Origin of the sequence: Nocardia coffeae (genome assembly GCF_019890715.1) — a bacterium.
Taxonomy (GTDB): Bacteria; Actinomycetota; Actinomycetes; order Mycobacteriales; family Mycobacteriaceae; genus Nocardia; species Nocardia jiangxiensis.
In genome coordinates, this window is the sequence record NZ_JAINZY010000006.1 from 115,384 (window position 1) to 131,978 (window position 16,595).

Annotated in this window: 13 protein-coding genes, 4 tRNA genes and 1 pseudogene; 10 read left to right on the top strand and 8 right to left on the bottom strand. The window is 61.9% G+C overall.

All coding sequences use genetic code 11. The features are described 5' to 3' along the window. The first annotated feature begins 404 nt into the window (after nucleotides 1–404). Together K7711_RS48980 and K7711_RS22560 are read left to right on the top strand one after the other, a co-directional pair. Nucleotides 405–2,078, top strand: a complete 1,674-nt coding sequence (locus K7711_RS48980; RefSeq protein ID WP_308014890.1) for a mycothiol transferase — start codon at nucleotides 405–407, stop codon at nucleotides 2,076–2,078. 145 nt (nucleotides 2,079–2,223) lie between these two features. Then, entirely contained in the window at nucleotides 2,224–2,865 is a 642-nt protein-coding gene (locus K7711_RS22560; RefSeq protein WP_308014891.1) for a maleylpyruvate isomerase family mycothiol-dependent enzyme, read from the top strand. 3 nt (nucleotides 2,866–2,868) lie between these two features. On the opposite strand, the gene K7711_RS22565 is transcribed toward K7711_RS22560, so the two are convergent. The 4 genes from K7711_RS22565 to K7711_RS22580 all read right to left on the bottom strand — a co-directional run bounded on the left by K7711_RS22565 (nucleotide 2,869) and on the right by K7711_RS22580 (nucleotide 6,528). After that, nucleotides 2,869–3,765 (bottom strand): hypothetical protein, encoded by an 897-nt coding sequence (locus K7711_RS22565; RefSeq protein ID WP_222971439.1) that lies wholly within the window; start codon nucleotides 3,763–3,765, stop codon nucleotides 2,869–2,871. A 230-nt stretch (nucleotides 3,766–3,995) separates the two neighbouring features. After that, a complete protein-coding gene (locus K7711_RS22570; RefSeq protein WP_235747621.1) occupies nucleotides 3,996–4,346 on the bottom strand; it encodes a hypothetical protein in 351 nt (116 codons plus the stop codon). A 46-nt stretch (nucleotides 4,347–4,392) separates the two neighbouring features. Continuing rightward, nucleotides 4,393–5,442 carry an FAD-dependent oxidoreductase gene (locus K7711_RS22575; RefSeq protein WP_222971440.1) on the bottom strand — a complete coding sequence of 350 codons (1,050 nt, stop codon included), beginning with the start codon at nucleotides 5,440–5,442 and terminating at the stop codon, nucleotides 4,393–4,395. Nucleotides 5,443–5,727: 285 nt separating this feature from the next. Next, entirely contained in the window at nucleotides 5,728–6,528 is an 801-nt protein-coding gene (locus tag K7711_RS22580) for an SDR family NAD(P)-dependent oxidoreductase (RefSeq protein ID WP_222971441.1), read from the bottom strand. A gap of 145 nt (nucleotides 6,529–6,673) precedes the next feature. Here K7711_RS22580 and K7711_RS22585 point away from each other — a divergent pair, with 145 nt between their 5' ends. The 5 genes and pseudogenes from K7711_RS22585 (at nucleotide 6,674) to K7711_RS22605 (ending at nucleotide 10,401) form a co-directional block, all read left to right on the top strand. Beyond that, entirely contained in the window at nucleotides 6,674–7,273 is a 600-nt protein-coding gene (locus K7711_RS22585; protein ID WP_222971442.1) for a TetR/AcrR family transcriptional regulator, read from the top strand. A 233-nt stretch (nucleotides 7,274–7,506) separates the two neighbouring features. After that, nucleotides 7,507–8,385 carry an SH3-like domain-containing protein gene (locus tag K7711_RS22590; protein WP_235747622.1) on the top strand — a complete coding sequence of 293 codons (879 nt, stop codon included), beginning with the start codon at nucleotides 7,507–7,509 and terminating at the stop codon, nucleotides 8,383–8,385. 38 nt (nucleotides 8,386–8,423) lie between these two features. Further along, nucleotides 8,424–9,132: pseudogene (gene scnC, locus K7711_RS22595) on the top strand (thiocyanate hydrolase subunit gamma). A 1-nt stretch (nucleotide 9,133) separates the two neighbouring features. Next, complete coding sequence (locus tag K7711_RS22600) at nucleotides 9,134–9,544, top strand: thiocyanate hydrolase (RefSeq protein ID WP_235747623.1); 411 nt, start codon at nucleotides 9,134–9,136, stop codon at nucleotides 9,542–9,544. Nucleotides 9,545–9,735: 191 nt separating this feature from the next. Continuing rightward, nucleotides 9,736–10,401: a cupin domain-containing protein gene (locus tag K7711_RS22605; RefSeq protein WP_308014892.1), complete on the top strand. Its 666-nt coding sequence runs from the start codon at nucleotides 9,736–9,738 to the stop codon at nucleotides 10,399–10,401. A 355-nt stretch (nucleotides 10,402–10,756) separates the two neighbouring features. Here the strand turns inward: K7711_RS22605 and K7711_RS22610 are convergent. After that, nucleotides 10,757–10,828 (bottom strand) — tRNA-Val (locus tag K7711_RS22610). Between the two features lie 536 nt (nucleotides 10,829–11,364). Here K7711_RS22610 and K7711_RS22615 point away from each other — a divergent pair. The 3 genes from K7711_RS22615 to K7711_RS22625 all read left to right on the top strand — a co-directional run bounded on the left by K7711_RS22615 (nucleotide 11,365) and on the right by K7711_RS22625 (nucleotide 11,619). Further along, nucleotides 11,365–11,437: transfer RNA gene (locus tag K7711_RS22615), tRNA-Gly, on the top strand. Between the two features lie 23 nt (nucleotides 11,438–11,460). Further along, nucleotides 11,461–11,531 (top strand) — tRNA-Cys (locus K7711_RS22620). Nucleotides 11,532–11,547: 16 nt separating this feature from the next. Next, nucleotides 11,548–11,619, top strand: a tRNA-Val gene (locus tag K7711_RS22625). A 115-nt stretch (nucleotides 11,620–11,734) separates the two neighbouring features. Here K7711_RS22625 and K7711_RS22630 read toward each other — a convergent pair. The 3 genes from K7711_RS22630 to K7711_RS22640 all read right to left on the bottom strand — a co-directional run bounded on the left by K7711_RS22630 (nucleotide 11,735) and on the right by K7711_RS22640 (nucleotide 16,518). Then, entirely contained in the window at nucleotides 11,735–12,325 is a 591-nt protein-coding gene (locus K7711_RS22630; protein ID WP_222971444.1) for a hypothetical protein, read from the bottom strand. A 548-nt stretch (nucleotides 12,326–12,873) separates the two neighbouring features. Then, on the bottom strand, nucleotides 12,874–13,407 hold the full coding sequence (locus K7711_RS22635) for a DUF4231 domain-containing protein (RefSeq protein WP_222971445.1): 534 nt from the start codon (nucleotides 13,405–13,407) through the stop codon (nucleotides 12,874–12,876). 3 nt (nucleotides 13,408–13,410) lie between these two features. Next, nucleotides 13,411–16,518, bottom strand: a complete 3,108-nt coding sequence (locus K7711_RS22640) for an HD domain-containing protein (RefSeq protein ID WP_222971446.1) — start codon at nucleotides 16,516–16,518, stop codon at nucleotides 13,411–13,413. Between the last annotated feature and the right edge of the window lie 77 nt (nucleotides 16,519–16,595).

A 16,595-nucleotide genomic window follows, 5' to 3' on the forward strand; every position in this document is an offset into this window, starting at 1 on the left:
ACAGTCATGTCGGCGTCGACGGCATTCGGTCCATCCTCGGAATGCCCTTCGCAGGTTGGTGCCTCCGGCGGGGCACTATGAACATGGGACCGAGACCGGGTCTGAACTGGTGTTTCTTTCCGGGCGGTTGGTGATTGAAGCGGTTACCGGCTGTGAACCGCGCACCATGCGGAATTGCGTGTACTCATTCGAACCATGGCCAGTCGGAGCGCATCGGTAATCGTGAACCTGTTGGTGAGCGTCGTGACGTAGAGTGCGATTTCGGGGGGATAAGCCGAGACCGCCGTCGAGTGCGGCCCGGATCGACCTCCCGATCGCTCCGGAGGCCGCCGGCACGACCGCGTGGCCATGGCTGAATCGAGGTCGGCGCCCACGTGGAGACCACAGCGAATTCCCCTGATGCAGTGACGTCCTGTTCGACCGACGCGGCGACGACCCGCGACGTGTCGCGCCCGGCGCGCCTGCACGCCCACAGCGCCGTCTCCACGGCCCTGGCGATGCGCAGCGATCACGCGTTGCGCGAGCTCGTGGACGCGGCTACGCCGATCGGCGTCGGTATCGGCGGGAAGTCGGCGCTGCTGGAGGTCGCCGGAACCCCGGTCTTCGTGAAGCGGGTGCCCCTCACCGACCTGGAACGGCAGCCCGAGCATGTCCGGTCCACGGCGAACCTGTTCGACCTGCCACTGTTCAGCCACTACGGCGTCGGTCTGATCGGCGGGGCGGGCTTCGGGGCCTGGCGCGAGCTCGCTGTGCACATCATGACGACGAACTGGGTGCTCGCCGCCGAACACGAGGGCTTCCCGCTGATGTACCACTGGCGGGTGTTGCCGGACACGACGCCGCTGCCGGTCGAGCTCGCCGACATCGATCGCGCCGTCGCCTACTGGGACGGCCGACCGCAGGTACGCCACCGGATCGAGGCCGTGCGGGACTCGTCGGCGAGCATCGCGCTGTTCCTGGAGTACATCCCGCAGACCCTGCACGAGTGGCTGAACGACCGGATCGAGGCGGGCGGCGAGGCCACCGACCGGGCGTGCGCCATGGTGGAGCGGGAACTGGCCGTCGGCACCGCGTTCATGAACAGCCGTGGGCTGCTGCACCTCGACGCGCACTTCTGGAACATCCTGACCGACGGCCGACGCCTCTACTTCGGTGACTACGGCCTCTCGCTCTCCTCGGCGTTCGACCTCTCGCCGCAGGAGGCCGCGTTCTTCGACCAGAACCAGAGCTATGACCGCGGCTTCACTGCCACCTATCTGGTGAACTGGCTGCTCACCGCCCTGTACGGGGTGAAAGGCCGGGAGACGCGCGCCGCGATGGCGCGCGCCATCGCCGAGGGCAAGCCGCCGGAGGACATCCCCGGGGGAGCCGCCGCGGTCCTCACTCGGCACGCGCCGGTCGCCGCGGCGATGTCCGCGTTCACGCGCCCGTTCCAGGAGGTGAGCCGGAGCACCCCGTATCCGGACGAGGAGATCCGCCGCCTGCTGGACGGCCACGGCTCTGTGCTCGCCCAGCCGTCCGACGGACCGGAAGCGGATGGGCTCGGCACCTCGCATGACGAACGAGTGGAGTCGACGCAGCGGACCGAAACGCAACAACTCGCCGGAGAACGGGAGACGCTCACCGGCGTCCTGGAGTTCCATCGAGACACACTGGCCCGGAGGTGTTCCGGGCTCACCGCCGACCAGCTTCGTCTGCGGGCTGCGGAGCCGTCGGAGTTGTCGCTGCTCGGACTCGTCCGCCATCTGACCGATGTCGAACTGGGTTGGTTCGGCCGCGTCCTGTCCGGCGCGGACACCCCGTTCGCGTATTGGCAGGCCGACGTCCCGGACGGCACCGACTTCGATGTCGACGCCGCTGACGCGGACGAGTCACTCCGGTTGTGGCACAGCGCATGTGCCCGATCGCGCGAGATCGTCGAAGCCTGCGAGTCGCTGGACACCTTCGGGGTATACGGGCCGGACGGCGACCGCTTCAGCGTGCGCTGGATCCTCACGCACATGGTCCAGGAATACGCTCGTCATAACGGGCATGCCGACCTCATCCGGGAACGGATCGACGGCCAGACCGGCGTATAGACGGAAGACGGACCGATGAGTTCAGGCGATCGCCGTCGTCGATAGAGGGGAATCAGGAATTGCGGCTGCCGCTGTGATGCGACGGATCGAGGGCCATCATCGCGCTCGCACCGGCAGGCTGCGTTGAACCGGGAGGTTTGTGCAAGTGTCGAACGTTGTTTCTCGTGACGAGCTGTGGGCGATGACTCACGCCGAGCGCGCGGCATTGGCCGAGGATCTCGCCGATGTGAACGACTCGCAGTGGGCCCGGCAGTCGCTGTGCGGACGTTGGACGGTGGAGGAGGTCCTCGCCCACCTCACCGCCGCGGCAAGTACCGGCAGGTCCCGCTGGCTGATCAGCGTCATCCGCGCCCGCTTCGATTTCGACGAGCACAACGCCCGGCTCGTGGCCGCTCACCGCGGCGCAACACCCGCGGAGACTCTGGACCGATTTCGGGCGATCATCACCAGCACCACCGGGCCGTCCGGCCACACGGCAGCCTGGCTCGGTGAGGTGGTCGTCCACGCCCAGGACATCCGACGCCCCCTCGGCCTGCCCCGTGAGCCCTCGATCGAGTCCGTCACCGAGGTCGCCCGGTTCTACGCGAGCCGGAACTTCACTGTTCCCAGCCACAGTTCGATAGAAGGTCTGCGCCTGGAAGCGACCGACGGCCCCTTCGCTACCGGAACCGGGCCCCTGGTCAGTGGAAAAACGATCGCATTGACCATGGCGATGGCCGGCAGAGCCGCCTATTACGACGATCTCACCGGCCCCGGCGTGCCCACCCTGCGCAGTCGGCGTGACTGAAGTTCAGATCCCGAAGTGGCCGCCGAAACTGTGGCCGCCGACCCCGTAGCTGGTGTGGCCGCCGATGGAGGGAGTGGTATGCGGCGGGTCCGGAATCCGTCGAGAGTCGACCCATATGCTCGGTGTGGCCGCACGCCACCAGATTTCGAAATCTACGCCAGTGGCCTGCTCGATTTCCACCCGATCGCGCTCCTCCCAGCGCACCGTGTAGCCACAGTAGGTCTGCTGCAGGATCTGCGCGAGTGTGCCGATGGCCATCGTCGAACCGCTCGCGCGAAAAACGTGAACGATCCGGTCGGCCTCATCGGCCTCGTAGCTCCAACAGGTTTGCGCGGCCAGCGCGTGAAACTGCTTGTCCTGCTCGGCTTTCCGCACGAAGGCTTCCCGCCGTTGCGCCGCTTCCTCCTGCGCCTGCACCTCGGCTTGCTGTACGCGCGTTGCGATCAGCTCCCGGATGGGCCGATATTCCCCGTCGATATCACGCAACTGCTTCTGGAACTCGTCGAATGCCCGCCGCAGCCCCGAGCTGTCGAACCGTCGACCGGTAGCTCGCCAGCCGTAGCCTCGCCGCAGCCTCGGCCGATCGCCTCCGACGATCCTGAGCCCGAGATCATGGACAAGCTGCACTTCGGCAGCGCGCAGCGCGTCCTGGGTGGACGTTTGGACCCGGGACCACCGGGCGCGTTCGTCGGCGGTCGCCTGGATCTCGATGCGCGAGGCACCGACGGTGTTCGGCCTTTCCCTGCTGAAGGTGGTCCACTCGTTCCCGAGCCAGAAATCCCGGTACGAGGTCGGCTCGAGTACGTACATCTCGAAAGTCGTTGGCGGCAAGTCGAAATTCCCACGCCGCCACCTTTTTGCCAGGGCAAACTCGGGCCGGGAGACGTAGCGGTGCAGCATCACCGAAACCATCGCGATCCTCCCTCACGCGTATCCGTCCACGATAGCGCCGGAACGCAGGATGTGATGCTGACCGGGGCCGACGGCGATCTGGATGCCGCGAGTCATGAAGAGTGAGAGATGGTTTCGCTGATGTACACCTAGCAGGACCACGTGGAGGGTTTGTGGTCCTTCCACGTACGACTCCCCGGCGCTGAGACCGGGTCGGGCGGGCGAGGCTCGTCGCTGCGTTACGGAGACGTGCCGTTCACGCCGGGGACCACACAGTGTCCCTGGTGGTCGACCCTTCCGATGACCATCATGTCGTAGCCGGTACAGGATGCGTTGAACGCTTCGCACGTGTGGTTGTCGGTCACCACCTTGTTCGGTCCGCACGCGGTGCCGGGCGGGCCGAGCGGATCGGCCTGAGCCATCGAACCGGCCAGGACGATGGCGAGTGTGGCACCTGCAACGGCGAGAGAAGTGGACAGGAACGACATCGAGAAGCCTCCTTTCCCCGCCGTCATTTTACTCCGCGCTCGCGGCGTAATCGCAGGTTGATCCCAGCAAGGCTGCAGGCCGTTGACCTGCAGCTTTGTCAATCTGCGGACCTGGCTGGGCGCTCCGGGCGGATCAGATGTCGCCGGATCATCGCCGCCGTGCTCGCTGAGCTGCTTCGCGATCGGTGAGGATCTGCTTGCGGCGCTGCGTCATCGCTTCGGCCGGTGAGTCGGCGCCGATGATCGCGTCGAATACCGCGCGTGCGTCTTCGAGGGCATCGCGTGCGCCGACTCCGGCGGCCGGAGTGATGGCGTGGTCGGCGTCCCCGATGAGGATCACCGAATCCTGAGGTGCGCGTGCCTGTTCCAGGGAGACGTTGCGGGCGTTGCTGACGTGCACCACTTCGGTGTGCGCCAGGAAAGCCGACACCAGTGCTCGGCTGGAAGGCGTTGCGGCCAGGACGGTTTCGGCCCATTCATCGACCGGTCGCATTCCGATATCGTCGCGGGTACCGGGAAGAGGCTCACGCGGGATCCGCACGAACCACAGTGCTGCCGTGTCCTGCGGACGCCAGATATGTCCGAAAGTACTTCCGGCACTGCCGTCTTCGGCGACCTCGGCGAAGAAGTGCAGGACCGCGGGGGCGGTGGTCGGGGGCGGATCCAGTGGGGTGCCGGTCATCCCGTACAGCACGACATCACCGGCGTAGACCGGGGTGCGGTCGGGTTCCAGGCCCGCGCGGACGACCGAGTCGATACCATCGGCGCCGACCAACAGTCCTTCGGCAGCGACGACGTCCGCGCCGCGCTGGATCGCGTGGCTGTCCTCGCTCGAGGTCACCCCGGAAATCGGTGCGCCGTAACACAGTTCCGCGCCGGAGTCCGCGACGAACTCCGACAGCACGCCCATCAGGTTGCGGCGCAGCCAGAAACGATGACCGCGACTGGGCATCGCACTTCGCCGACCGCGACTGTCTTCGTAGTCGAGCCCCGCCAGCGGATACGAAACCTCCTGCAACGCAGAGCGATCGACGCCCATCGCCGCCATCGCGTCGTGCCCGCGCCCATCGATGAACAGGAACGCTCCGGCTCCGGGACCCGGATGCTGTTGCTCGTAGATCGCGACCGGGTGACCTTTCCGCGCGAGACCACCAGCCAGGCAACTGCCCGCGATCCCACCACCGATAACGCTCACCATGTCCTGCGACCTCCTAGCGTTGGCGTGTCGACGGCCCCGCCGCAAGGGGCACCCATCCAGACTGCCACGCCCGCCCGGACATTCGCCGAGGGCTCGAGCGGACAGCATCACGTGTCCGTCGATCCTGCCATCCTCGGCAAGCGGTCTTCGGACAGGGCGGATGACGCATGCCGCCGGACACCGCTCCACGTCGACAGATCCGGCCGCCCAGTTCCGAAAGATCTGTGAGACAACGGAATCCGAGTGAGTTCGGGGGCCGCCACGCCACCGAACACGGGAGATCTACTAGAAGGCGCCCTTGATGAGACCGCCGTCGACCCGAATGGTTGCCCCGCTGACGTACTCGGCGTAGTCGCTACACAGGTACGCGACTGCTGCAGCGATCTCTTCAGGTTTGCCGAAGCGTCCCCGGTCGTTGGGGATGAGCGAATTCACCGCGTTCGGCTCGATGTCCTCCCATGTCTCGCCCCATCCGCGGGCGGGACCTATGTCGGTCACCAGGTCTTTGGTTGCCTCCACCAGCATCGCACCGGGGGAAACCACGTTGGAAGTGACCCGAGTGCCCTTCAGTTCTCGGGCGAGCGAGACCGCGAGGTTGTGGCGGGCTGCCAATGTCGCGTTGTACTGGGGGTGGGTGTCCATCGGTTGCAGTGCGAGCCCGCCTCCGATGGTGACCGCTCGGCCCCAGTCGCGTTCGCGCATCTGCGGCACGAGCCGTCGAATCATGCGCACGCCGGAAATGACGTTGGCGTTGTAGGTCGACGCCCACTCGTCCGGTGTTGCTTCGTCCCACGACAGGTGGCGGTAGAAACCGGCGTTGTTGACCAGGATGTCGACCGGGCCGTCGGCGAGTGCGACGTGCGCAACCTCGTCCGCCGCGGCGTCGGTGGTGAGGTCCCCGAGTGCCACTATCGCGACGCCGCCGGCCTTCCGGATGGTGTCGGCGACTCGGTTGGTCCGCGCCTCGTGGCGGCCGTGCACGATGACGGTGGCCCCTTCGGCGGCCAGCATTGTGGCGATAGCTTCGCCCAGGCCGGCGCTCGAACCGGTTACGAGGGCACGCTTTCCGCGCAGATTCAGTTCCATTTCGACTCCTGATTGTTCGGTCTCGAGCGGCCGACTCGGGGTTCTCCTCGGGGCTGTCGGAGGTCTGAACGGCGCTATATCTACAACTGTAGACTTGCTCGCAATGTAAGTCTACAGCGGTATACATGTGCGGTACGCTGTTGTCATGAGCCAGGGAGCCGACGCCGCGCCGCCCAAGCGGCCACGTAATGCCGCCGCTACTCGGGATGCGATCCTTCGATCGGCGGTGGTCGCCTTCACGAAGCATGGATACGACGGCGTGGGTGTGCGTGAGATCGCCCAGTCGGCCGGGGTGACAGCGATGTTGGTCAATCGGTACTTCGGGTCGAAAGAGCAGCTGTTCGCCGAGGCGGTGGACGTTGCGCTCGAGCCGCGCACGGTACTGTCGGACCACCCCGAGACCCTCTCTCGGGACATCGCGGCCCGGCTGGTGGAACGAACCGCGCCGGAATCAGAGCATCTGGACCCCTTCCTCCTGATGCTCCGTTCCGCGGCCAACCCGAAGGCCGCAGAGGTGCTCCGAGCCGGCATCGAAAGACATGCGGGGCGTCATCTGAGCGATCTGCTCGAAGGCCCGGATGCCGACGAACGGGCGATGCTGGCTCATTCCCTCATCGCCGGCTTCTGGCTGATGCGCAGGATGATCGGCAGCAGCGCGCTCGTCCAGGCCGACCCCGACGGGCTGGCTCGCCGCCTACGAGAATTGCTGGATGTAGTTGTCACCGCTCCCGCTGTGCCGGTCTGAAGTGATAGCCGCTCGGCTCGTATGGGGCTACCGTTGTGAGAGCAATGGTTCGGTTGAGCCGTTGTTGTCATGGCCTCACAGGTGGATCAGCTGAGGGTTGGCCATCGGCGCCCGAGGTTGTCCGCACGCTTGCTGAACTCGCGTTCCGAACGCTCGACCCGGACGTCCGAAGGACAACTCGGTCCTTCGAGGTCGTCCCGAGGGGTCGTGCTGGTTACCTGGGAGGGACGGAAATGAACTATCCCAGTGATGTCGGCGGGAAGCCCGTCATGACGATTACCGCGCGTGACCGGGCCGACCGGCTCGATCTCCTCGGCCGGTTGCGGTCCGCCTTCCAGGACCTGCCGGATGCTCCGTACGAGCTGTCGAACGATCGCATCGAGGCATATCTGAAGACCTCGCACGACGTCGGGGGGATGCGCGATGCGCCGATCGAATTCCTGGAGAAGGAAGGCGAGCACTGGGAGCACAACACGTATGTGATGGCCGAGGTGCTCGGGTGGCGTGGCATCTGGCTCTCGGAGGAGCGCAGGCGCCTGCACAACGTCGACCTGGGCAACACGATGTACTTGGGACTGCCCTATTACGGCCGATGGTTGCTGGGCGTCGCGCGGGTGCTGATCGATAAGCACCTGGTCTCGTTGACCGAACTCACCGCCAGGTACAACGAGGTGAAGGCCCGTGTCGCCGATCTGGCGCCGCACGAGTTGCTGGAGCCGAAGCCGCGAACCATCGCCGACGGCAAGGACATTCCCCGCAACAAGCACCACGTGCACGCGGTCGGCAAGGGCGATCCGCAGGTGTACGCCGGTCAAGCGCCTCCGGCCGAATTCGCGGTCGGCGACGCGGTGCGGGTCCGTGACGAGCAGGCGCTGTTCTACACCCGCACCCAAGAGTTCGTTCGCGGCGCTGTCGGCGAGATCGTGACGCTCGCCTACGAGGCTCCGGCCGCCGAGGACGAGGCGTTCGACTACGAGGCCCTCGGTTCACCCCGGCCCGAGTGGTTCTACATCGTCCGCTTCGCGATGACCGAGCTCTGGCCGGACTACACCGGCGAGCCGACCGACACGCTGCAGACCGAATTGCCCGAGCGCTGGATCCAGGCTGTGTGAGAGGCGAAACTCCAACTCCCGGAAAGGCTTTCGACGCCATGTCAACGACTGGGCACCAGCACGAGCATCGTCCGCCCGCGCCGATGGTCGAGGAGGTGTCCGACTTCGAGGTCCTGGAGGTCGCCGTGCGCGAACTCTGCCTCGAGAAGGGCATCTTCACCGCCGAGGATCACCGTGCGTTCACCGAGTTCGCCGAACGAATCGGCCCGCTGCCCGCAGCGACGCTCGTCGCCAAGTGCTGGCTCGACGAGGAGTTCGAACGCACCGCACTCGCCAACCCCATCGAGGCGTGCAAGGCTGTCGGAGTCGACTGGCTGGAACCCACAGGCTTCGGCACGCCGAGCGACTTCACCGCACTGCACATCCTCGAGGACACCCCCGACGCTGCACCACGTCATCGTGTGCACGCTCTGCTCCTGTTACCCGCGGCCGCTGCTGGGCAACTCGCCCGAGTGGTACCGCACGCCCAACTATCGTCGCCGGGTGGTGCGGTACCCGCGTGATGTCCTGGCCGAGTTCGGCACCTACCTGCCCGCCGACGTCGAGATCCGCATCGAGGACTCCAACCAGAAGCATCGGTTCATGGTGCTGCCGATGCGTCCCGAGGGCACCGAGAACTGGTCCGAGGACGAGCTGGCCCGGATCGTCACCCGCGACTGCCTCATCGGCGTCGCGCTGCCCAAGCCCGGCGTGAGCGCCAACGTCACGGCCGACCGGATTCGCGAGGCGCATCGGGGAGGGAACTGACATGGCGGGCACCAGGGAGCAGAACCGGTCCGCTGTGGTCGCGAAGGTCGACCCATCGCTGTTGAGTACTCACGTCCCGGTGCTCGATGACCTCGCCTCCCGCCACGAGCAGCTGTGGCCGGCACTGAGCCGGAAGTGGTCGGTCAGCAATCCCGTACCCCCGTGGAAGAGCAGTCTCGACGGGATGTGCGACGCACTCGACGATGCTTGCCTCGCGCACCCGGGAACAGTCCTGTCGTTCCGGGAACGCCGCAACGAAGAGGACGCCCTGTCCCAGGAGCGGTACGCGGACCTGCCGTTCCCCGAGAGTCAATTGCTCGCGCTGGCCCATTCGCTGGTCTGGCGCGGCGTCATCGACGAAGACACGCTGCGCGATCGCATGGTGAGTGTGCGGCAACGCCTCGAAGCCTGACATCGCCACCGAGACCAACTCTGGCCCAGGGCCCGAAAGTGACGAGTCGTTCGATCAGAACCTGTGCCGCCGAGGATAGGCTTTGTCGGTCGAATACCGGCTCGGAGCGCATCGCGAAATCCCCTGCGGCAGAACGGAGCGACATGTCGAGTGGTCATTCTTCGGATGATCGTTCTCAGGAACCGTCGGCGGTGAATCGCCGGACGGCCCTCGGCACGGGCGCGGCGGCACTGGGCGGTGCGGCGCTCGGGGCGGGCCTGACAGCGGCGGCGGCCTGCGCCGAGACGACGCCGAACGCACTGCCCAGCGCGAGCGAGATCGACGCCAACCTCAACAAATCACCACATCTGTTCCACCTCACCGCCGCCGATCCGGACCGTTACGACGGCGGTACCTTGCAGGGCGCGCACGAACAGAATTTCCCGGTGCTCGCCGGACAGAACGGCGCTGCGTATTTCGTGCGGCTCGAGCCAGGCGGCGTCCGCGAACCGCACTGGCATCCCACCGCGTGGGAACTCAACTACCACATCTCCGGCACCGCGAAATGGACTCTGCTGGGCACACATCCGGACGGGAGCTATCACACCGACGTGTTCGAAGCGCACGCCGGAGATCTGGTCTTCGCCCCACAGGGGTTCTTCCACTACTTCGAGAACGCGCGCACCGACGCACCGCTGGAACTACTCATCGTGTTCAACACCAGCGCCCCCGAAACCAGCGACGACATCGGCCTGCTCGCGGCGCTCAATGCGATCCCGCGGGAGGTCACCGCAACGGGGCTCGGCGTTCCCGTCTCGGCCCTGGCCTCGATCCCCACCGAGATCAAGCCGATCGTCATCACCACCAGCCGCCACTGAGACCGAGGGCCACGGTCACATCACTCGGGTGACAACCGGGCACGGTGTATCGGGACGACGAGCCGCGTCGGCTTTCGCTGCCGAGTTCTGTTTCCCCACAGTGATTTTCGGTCGCCGTAGGACATGTGGGTCAGGTGTCGCGGGGGGCCTTCGGGACCTAAGGGCCGCTGCTCCCACTCCGCGCGCAACGGGTGGTCTAAAACAGTCACAACAACCACTCCAGCCCGGTTTCACTACCCCTTGTTGGTTCGAACCGCGGCAGGTCGACTTTTCTGCAGCTCAGCAGTCTGGTCGAAGAAGATGCTGCTGTAGATAGAAAAAGCCGCAGGTCGCTGACCTGCGGCTTTCACTGGAGTGGTCCTAGCTGGTTTCGAACCAGCGACCTCTCGCGTGTGAGGCGAGCGCTCTCCCGCTGAGCTATAGGACCAGGTAGTGCGGGTGTTCCGGGGGGAGTGGATGCTCCGTTCCGAACGAGATGGAACTTTAACACGCATCACCCGGGCCACGCCAAATCGCGTCTCTATCTGGGGGTTCTCGGTGGGGTGGGGAAGTGGGGTGGCGGTGGTCGGTTGGCTCGTGTTGCGATGGCTTCGCGGGTGGGGATTCGCGATGGGGTACCTGCGGTGGATGGTCGGGGGCAGGTTCGAATTGGGCTGCCGGACATGGGGTTCGAGGGGCCCCGATCAGGCTGCCGGACATGGGGGTCGAAGGATCTTTTGATCGGTGGGGTGTGGGGAGGGGGCTCGGGGGAGGGCGTCGTCGGCGGGAACGGGCCCTGAACGGAGGGTGGCGCTGTGGGGATCCGGTGGCCGGCCCGGCCTGCGGAACGACATGGATGTAATTCCGATTTACCCGCTCTCACCAGCCGATTTGTTGATGGCGCAGGTGGTGGGCTAATGTTCTCTCTCGCAGCCGGAAGGCAGGAAAGAGCCGGACGGAGGCACACTGCACATTACAGTGCATGCGGATGTAGCGCAGCTGGTAGCGCATCACCTTGCCAAGGTGAGGGTCGCGGGTTCGAATCCCGTCATCCGCTCGAAGGCCAACCCGGCCTTGGTTGGCGGTGTGGCCGAGTGGTGAGGCAACGGCCTGCAAAGCCGTGCACACGGGTTCGATTCCCGTCGCCGCCTCTAGTAGGCGAACCACGCGCGATTAGCTCAGCGGGAGAGCGCTTCCCTGACACGGAAGAGGTCACTGGTTCAATCCCAGTATCGCGCACCGAAAAGGCAGGTCAGCCCCGGTTTTCACCGGGGCTGATTGCGTTTGTGCTCAACGTGTGCCCAACGAAGGCCGTTGCTGAAGCGTTACTCGATATAGAGGCACAGGATGCTCCTCACTCGGCCGACGTGAACGCCGCGCGGCAACGTCCGCAGATGATCTGCCCAACATCGTAGGCAGTTCGCGATACGCGGATCTTGCGTCCACAGTCGCATTCGGCGGCGAGTCCGTTGTTGTTAGATTTGCGTCCGCTGCGGTGGTCGGGTTCGCGCCGGCGGTAGGCCACGAGTGCATCGGTGAGTTCCTCGAGCTGGTCGCGGTAGCGGGTTCGGGTGCCCTCGGGCATGGTGGTGAGCGACCATCCGATTTTCGGGTGCTGAGTCAAGGTCAGCCCCAGTTCTTCGCCAAGTTCGCGGTATCGCTCGTTGTGCCAACGGCCTTGGCGGCTGGTCTCTTTGATGTCGCGGGCGACGGCGAGACCGTGCGCGGCTTCGTGCAGCAGCGTGCCCAGCACATCGATTGCGCCGCGTTGCAGGCCCTCCCCGCCAACGAACAGCTCGTGCATGAGGGCGAGGTCTCCGCCGGTCGATCCGGCGCCGACGGTCAGGACGACGTCGGGTACTTCGGGGTGGTGGGATCGTATTGCTGCCCATGCTTCTTCCAGGGCGGCGACAAGTAATCCTGTGATGGTGTCGGAGTCGGTCATCTCCGGGCCTTCCCGGGGGCTCGGTGACACGTACGTGTCAACCGGCCGAACGCGGGTGTGACACGTACGTGTCAACGGGTGGGTGCCCGGGAAGGCGTGGATTCCCTGAGCGCGCGCCGCGCCGTCCCGGGGCAGGCCCGCGGCCTGCCCTCACCGCCTGCCCAGGGCCGCAGAGGTCTCCGGAATCCAGGGAACGCGCCGGGGCGTGCGCGACCGAATTTCCTTGCGGCACCGATGTGTGGCCACCGGTCCGCGACCGAAATTCGGTCGTGCCGGGCGCGGGCCCTGGAATCTGGAGGAGCGGCCCGCACAATGCGGCGGCGCACAGGGAATCCCGGCCGAAGTTATTCGACTGAACTGGGCGAGCACCGGGCCGAGAGCCCGGACCGTGAGCAGACAAAGCAGCGACTCACAGCAATATTTGCTGCGGTTGTCACCAACGCACAGCGCTCGGCATCCTATCTTCACACTGCCGTCATATAGGCGCCATTCGCCGAGTTAGTTGACCCCATCTAAAAGGACAAGATGATTGATCCGTCATAAAGCAGCTATATTCCTTCAATGTCGCTCTCTTGATCCCGTCTTGCGCGATCATAAAGTTTATCGGAAACATTTGGCGCCGATTCCTCCAGGTCATTGAATTCTGCTACAAACTGCGAAAGGACATGTAGATTTTCCTTTTCGACAGATTGTGGCGCGGCAAATTCAATTAGCAATAGATCCATTTTTCGCTTCAGTGCAAGGTACTTGGCGCCCATAATACGATGCTTCTCGCTTCTTTCGGAATATCCAAAAAAAGTCTGCAGCGCAGCCAGCACCGCAGAACCGACGGACACAATGCCAGTAAGAACAGTGAGTATGGAGTTCGGGCTACCTGCAAAAGTGCCGAATACAGCTGTACCAACAGCGGTCGAGAGAACTATCGCAGGAATTCCTAGCCAGTAGTGCATCGCACTGCTGCGATGAGCTGCCATATATTGCGCTCGCCCAGCACGATGCGCACGTATTCGGAGGCGTTCCAGCTGTGAAATCAAAAGGGAGCCGGACTCAACACTTGACATTGAATCTTCAATCATATTCATCTGTCACCTGTACTCATCAGCTGCTTCGGACCACGGGCCCGAACGACGCCAGCGGTCGAGAGAAAAAATTCTAATCCCAGACTCCGCTAGTGAAGTTATAACTTCGGCGTACGGATCAATTTCGGGACCTTCGAAAAACTCTTTGATGAAGGAATTAGTGTCACTGCTAACGCCGCGCCTAATCATGTGTTCACGTTCCTGCTGAAAGCGCATGATTAGGTCCACGACCGTTGTCGTAATCTCAAACGCTGCCAGGTTTGAACCCGTATTCGATTCGACTTTCCTAAACAGTTCTGTCCATGGGCCATTCGGTAACAAATAGATCCCTCTGCCTCCGGACGCAACGATATCGTACTCATCAAGGCCGTCTAATTCGATATTGCCTGTAGGGACAAGCATATTCAACGGAACATCCACTCGTCTGCGACCGTCCACGCTTGCGCGAATTCCCCTGAACAAATTGGCCCACTCGAGGGTTCGCGTATTAATGTTTGGATGTCTAATCCACAGCGGAGCTTCTGGAATTTGCTTCGACCATCGGAAATCCAACCGTCTACTGCGCAGATCTGCGAAGATGCCACTGACTTCCCATTCATCGGTCAGGAGTCTGGAGGCGTAACCGGTGCCCGTCTCAAGAATCGGCCCTTTAGGCAGTGGAAATTCTTCCAAATTGGCCGTAGAAACGATTCTTTCGAGAGGAACATCGACAGGTAGTTCCCGAGCAAGATAATTCGCATACCTGGTGAGGGAGCTTTCGATGCTGAAATATTCGTCTCGTTCGGCAAGATCCGCGAGTGAGGCAATTGACCGTTCATCACCATCGTCCACAACATACATAGGAAGCTTTCGAATCTCATTCAATGCCAGAGATTCACGGGAGACTCGGCTATCCCGTTCTTGCCTAACGCGAAATAGATTCTCGCACATAAAACGTACTTCAGTGCTCGCCCAACTTTTTGAAAATCCCCTTTCGGCGTGCAGCACGTCAGCCTCCGCATTAATGTGCCGACAATAGGCAGAATAGATCCCGCTCAGAGTTTCTGCGAACTGTGGCGTATCGTCGAGAGCTGAACGTGCAACGTTCGTCCTTGGGGCGCCTGGTCCGCTCGCATTTGCGATCGCATACACCACTATTCCTTCAAATCCAGGAGTACCGCCGCTGACACGTACTCCCTCAACGCAAATTCCTAATTCTGTACTCCGCACATTCTCATTGACATGAAGGAGTTCCCATTGCCGAAAATACGGTTGCCAACGCACCGCATACGCAACGGTCAATCCGCGGGGGGAGTAATTGCGAACTTGGATTTGACCACTATCCAGCTGATCTCTTAGGCCTTTTGATCTCAAAAGATCAACCAATATTTCGTTCAGCGACTCACCTCCGATCGAGACGGCAGGTTGGTTATCAACTTGAACAGTCAGTGAGCATCTAGGAATAACGAAGTAACTTGCTGCAATTGCCGGAACATTCTTCAAATCCGCGCTTGCGCGAATGCTCATTTTTACCTCAGTACCATGTGCTGCGATCAGTTTTGGAACGTCAGTACTGTCTTTCTGCAACAACCTGATGAGGTACTTGCCATGCACGTCTCGCAGAGAAAGATGACGAGCTTTTTCATCATCTGGATGGCTCGTCGTTATTTCGACTGAATCTGCGATCATAAATGCTGACAGCACCCCAATCCCGAAACGGCTGATGGGCGAAAAATCTGGGTAACGCTCCTTGAACTTCGCCTCCTGGTATCGACTAGCGCCCACTTTCAGGAAATTATTCTCGATAATATCCTGGCTCATCCCAGTACCATTGTCGCGCACGGTCAAAGTGCGATTTGCGGTGTCCCAGTGAATCTCAACGGTGCCCATATCAGCGAGGGCATTGCCGGTTTCATCCGCGTGCTGCAGCCTGACAGCGTCGATCGCATTTTGCGCTATCTCTCTGACAACAACATTTGTATCGTTGTACAGTGTGTGCCCTGTCAGCAGCTCAAGAATCTTATATTGATCTAATTCAAAAGAGAACTGTTCGGCAAGAAATCCCTTAGCCGAAACATTAGAATCATCGATATATCGCCACGAGAATTTATGATGGAAACCATATTTCTTCTTGCTTTCCGAAATCCATTTGTAACTTTGTTGAAGCTCTTTCCCTGCGTAGTCCAGGTAGCTAGTTAGGCGAAAGTACCCTTCCGGGTTCGTGAAGTCCGCATGCACTTCCACTGTATCCCGCTCCAAGTCGGGATCCTGATTTCCATCCCTGTCTTTCGCATACTGGCCAGTTATCGAGATTACGGCCATCTGTTTGACCCATTCCGTATTGCTGACCGGATTAGTTGGGTTTATCATCCTAAAGGAAAGTGACGGGGTGCGATCTCGACTAACATGAAGGAGATCTGCTGTACGGAGCATAACCGCGATGTACTGGAGATTGACGGATTCTTTATCCGTTCTTCCGTACCGCCGACGAACCCGATATTTGCCGGTGTCGTCCAGGTCATTCAAATGATGGCTTTCGCATATCAGCCCGAGATCGTCCAGAAAGTTCTCCTCTAGACCGGCAACCAATTCCCTCACAGCGATAGCTTGCTCAGTAGCAAATCCGTTAATCCTACTGTCTATACCGCTCAGCCATTCTCTGATTCTGATTGCATGCTTATCGCGGACAAATTCTTGATATAAAAATTTCTCCGACTCTTGCTCGCCGAATTCGCTCTGCTTATGCTTGTAGTCGCGACCAACTCTGTCTGATGTTAGAAGATTTGTTTCCCTATATCGCGGATAATCGCTTGTTGAGCGCTCGTCGTACTCCTTCGTGGTGACTAGCATTCCCAAGTCATGAAAATATATTCCCAGAACGAGCATTAGCCAATCAGCATCGCTCAGTGCGTCGATTTCGTCAGGTTGAATAAGCCAATCGAGCATCTCCAACATGGCGTCGACATGACTTATGTCATGCTTGGTGTATTCGCCGAATATCGAGTCACGACCAATGAGGCTAGCCAAGTCGGCGACGCCGTTCTTTATGCCTAGTAGATTTATTCCTTTGAATGCTTCGAGGTCCTGCGCTTTCTTAGCTCTTTTCTCTGCATTCGTGCTAAGTTTAATTTCCAATGTAACCCCCTTGAAGGTCAGAAATATTTATTCTTACTACCATGCTCGCTTGATTCCAGTCGCTGATGCCCCCGGGG

What these genes read in the sequence shown, in the direction of transcription:
- K7711_RS22635 (WP_222971445.1), bottom strand. Translation starts at nt 13,407, where the DNA reads ATGAATATGATTGAAGATTCAATGTCAAGTGTTGAGTCCGGCTCCCTT.
- K7711_RS22565 (WP_222971439.1), bottom strand. Translation starts at nt 3,765, where the DNA reads ATGCTGCACCGCTACGTCTCCCGGCCCGAGTTTGCCCTGGCAAAAAGG.
- K7711_RS22575 (WP_222971440.1), bottom strand. Translation starts at nt 5,442, where the DNA reads ATGGTGAGCGTTATCGGTGGTGGGATCGCGGGCAGTTGCCTGGCTGGT.
- K7711_RS22590 (WP_235747622.1), top strand. Translation starts at nt 7,507, where the DNA reads ATGAACTATCCCAGTGATGTCGGCGGGAAGCCCGTCATGACGATTACC.
- K7711_RS22600 (WP_235747623.1), top strand. Translation starts at nt 9,134, where the DNA reads ATGGCGGGCACCAGGGAGCAGAACCGGTCCGCTGTGGTCGCGAAGGTC.
- K7711_RS22580 (WP_222971441.1), bottom strand. Translation starts at nt 6,528, where the DNA reads ATGGAACTGAATCTGCGCGGAAAGCGTGCCCTCGTAACCGGTTCGAGC.
- K7711_RS22630 (WP_222971444.1), bottom strand. Translation starts at nt 12,325, where the DNA reads ATGACCGACTCCGACACCATCACAGGATTACTTGTCGCCGCCCTGGAA.
- K7711_RS22585 (WP_222971442.1), top strand. Translation starts at nt 6,674, where the DNA reads ATGAGCCAGGGAGCCGACGCCGCGCCGCCCAAGCGGCCACGTAATGCC.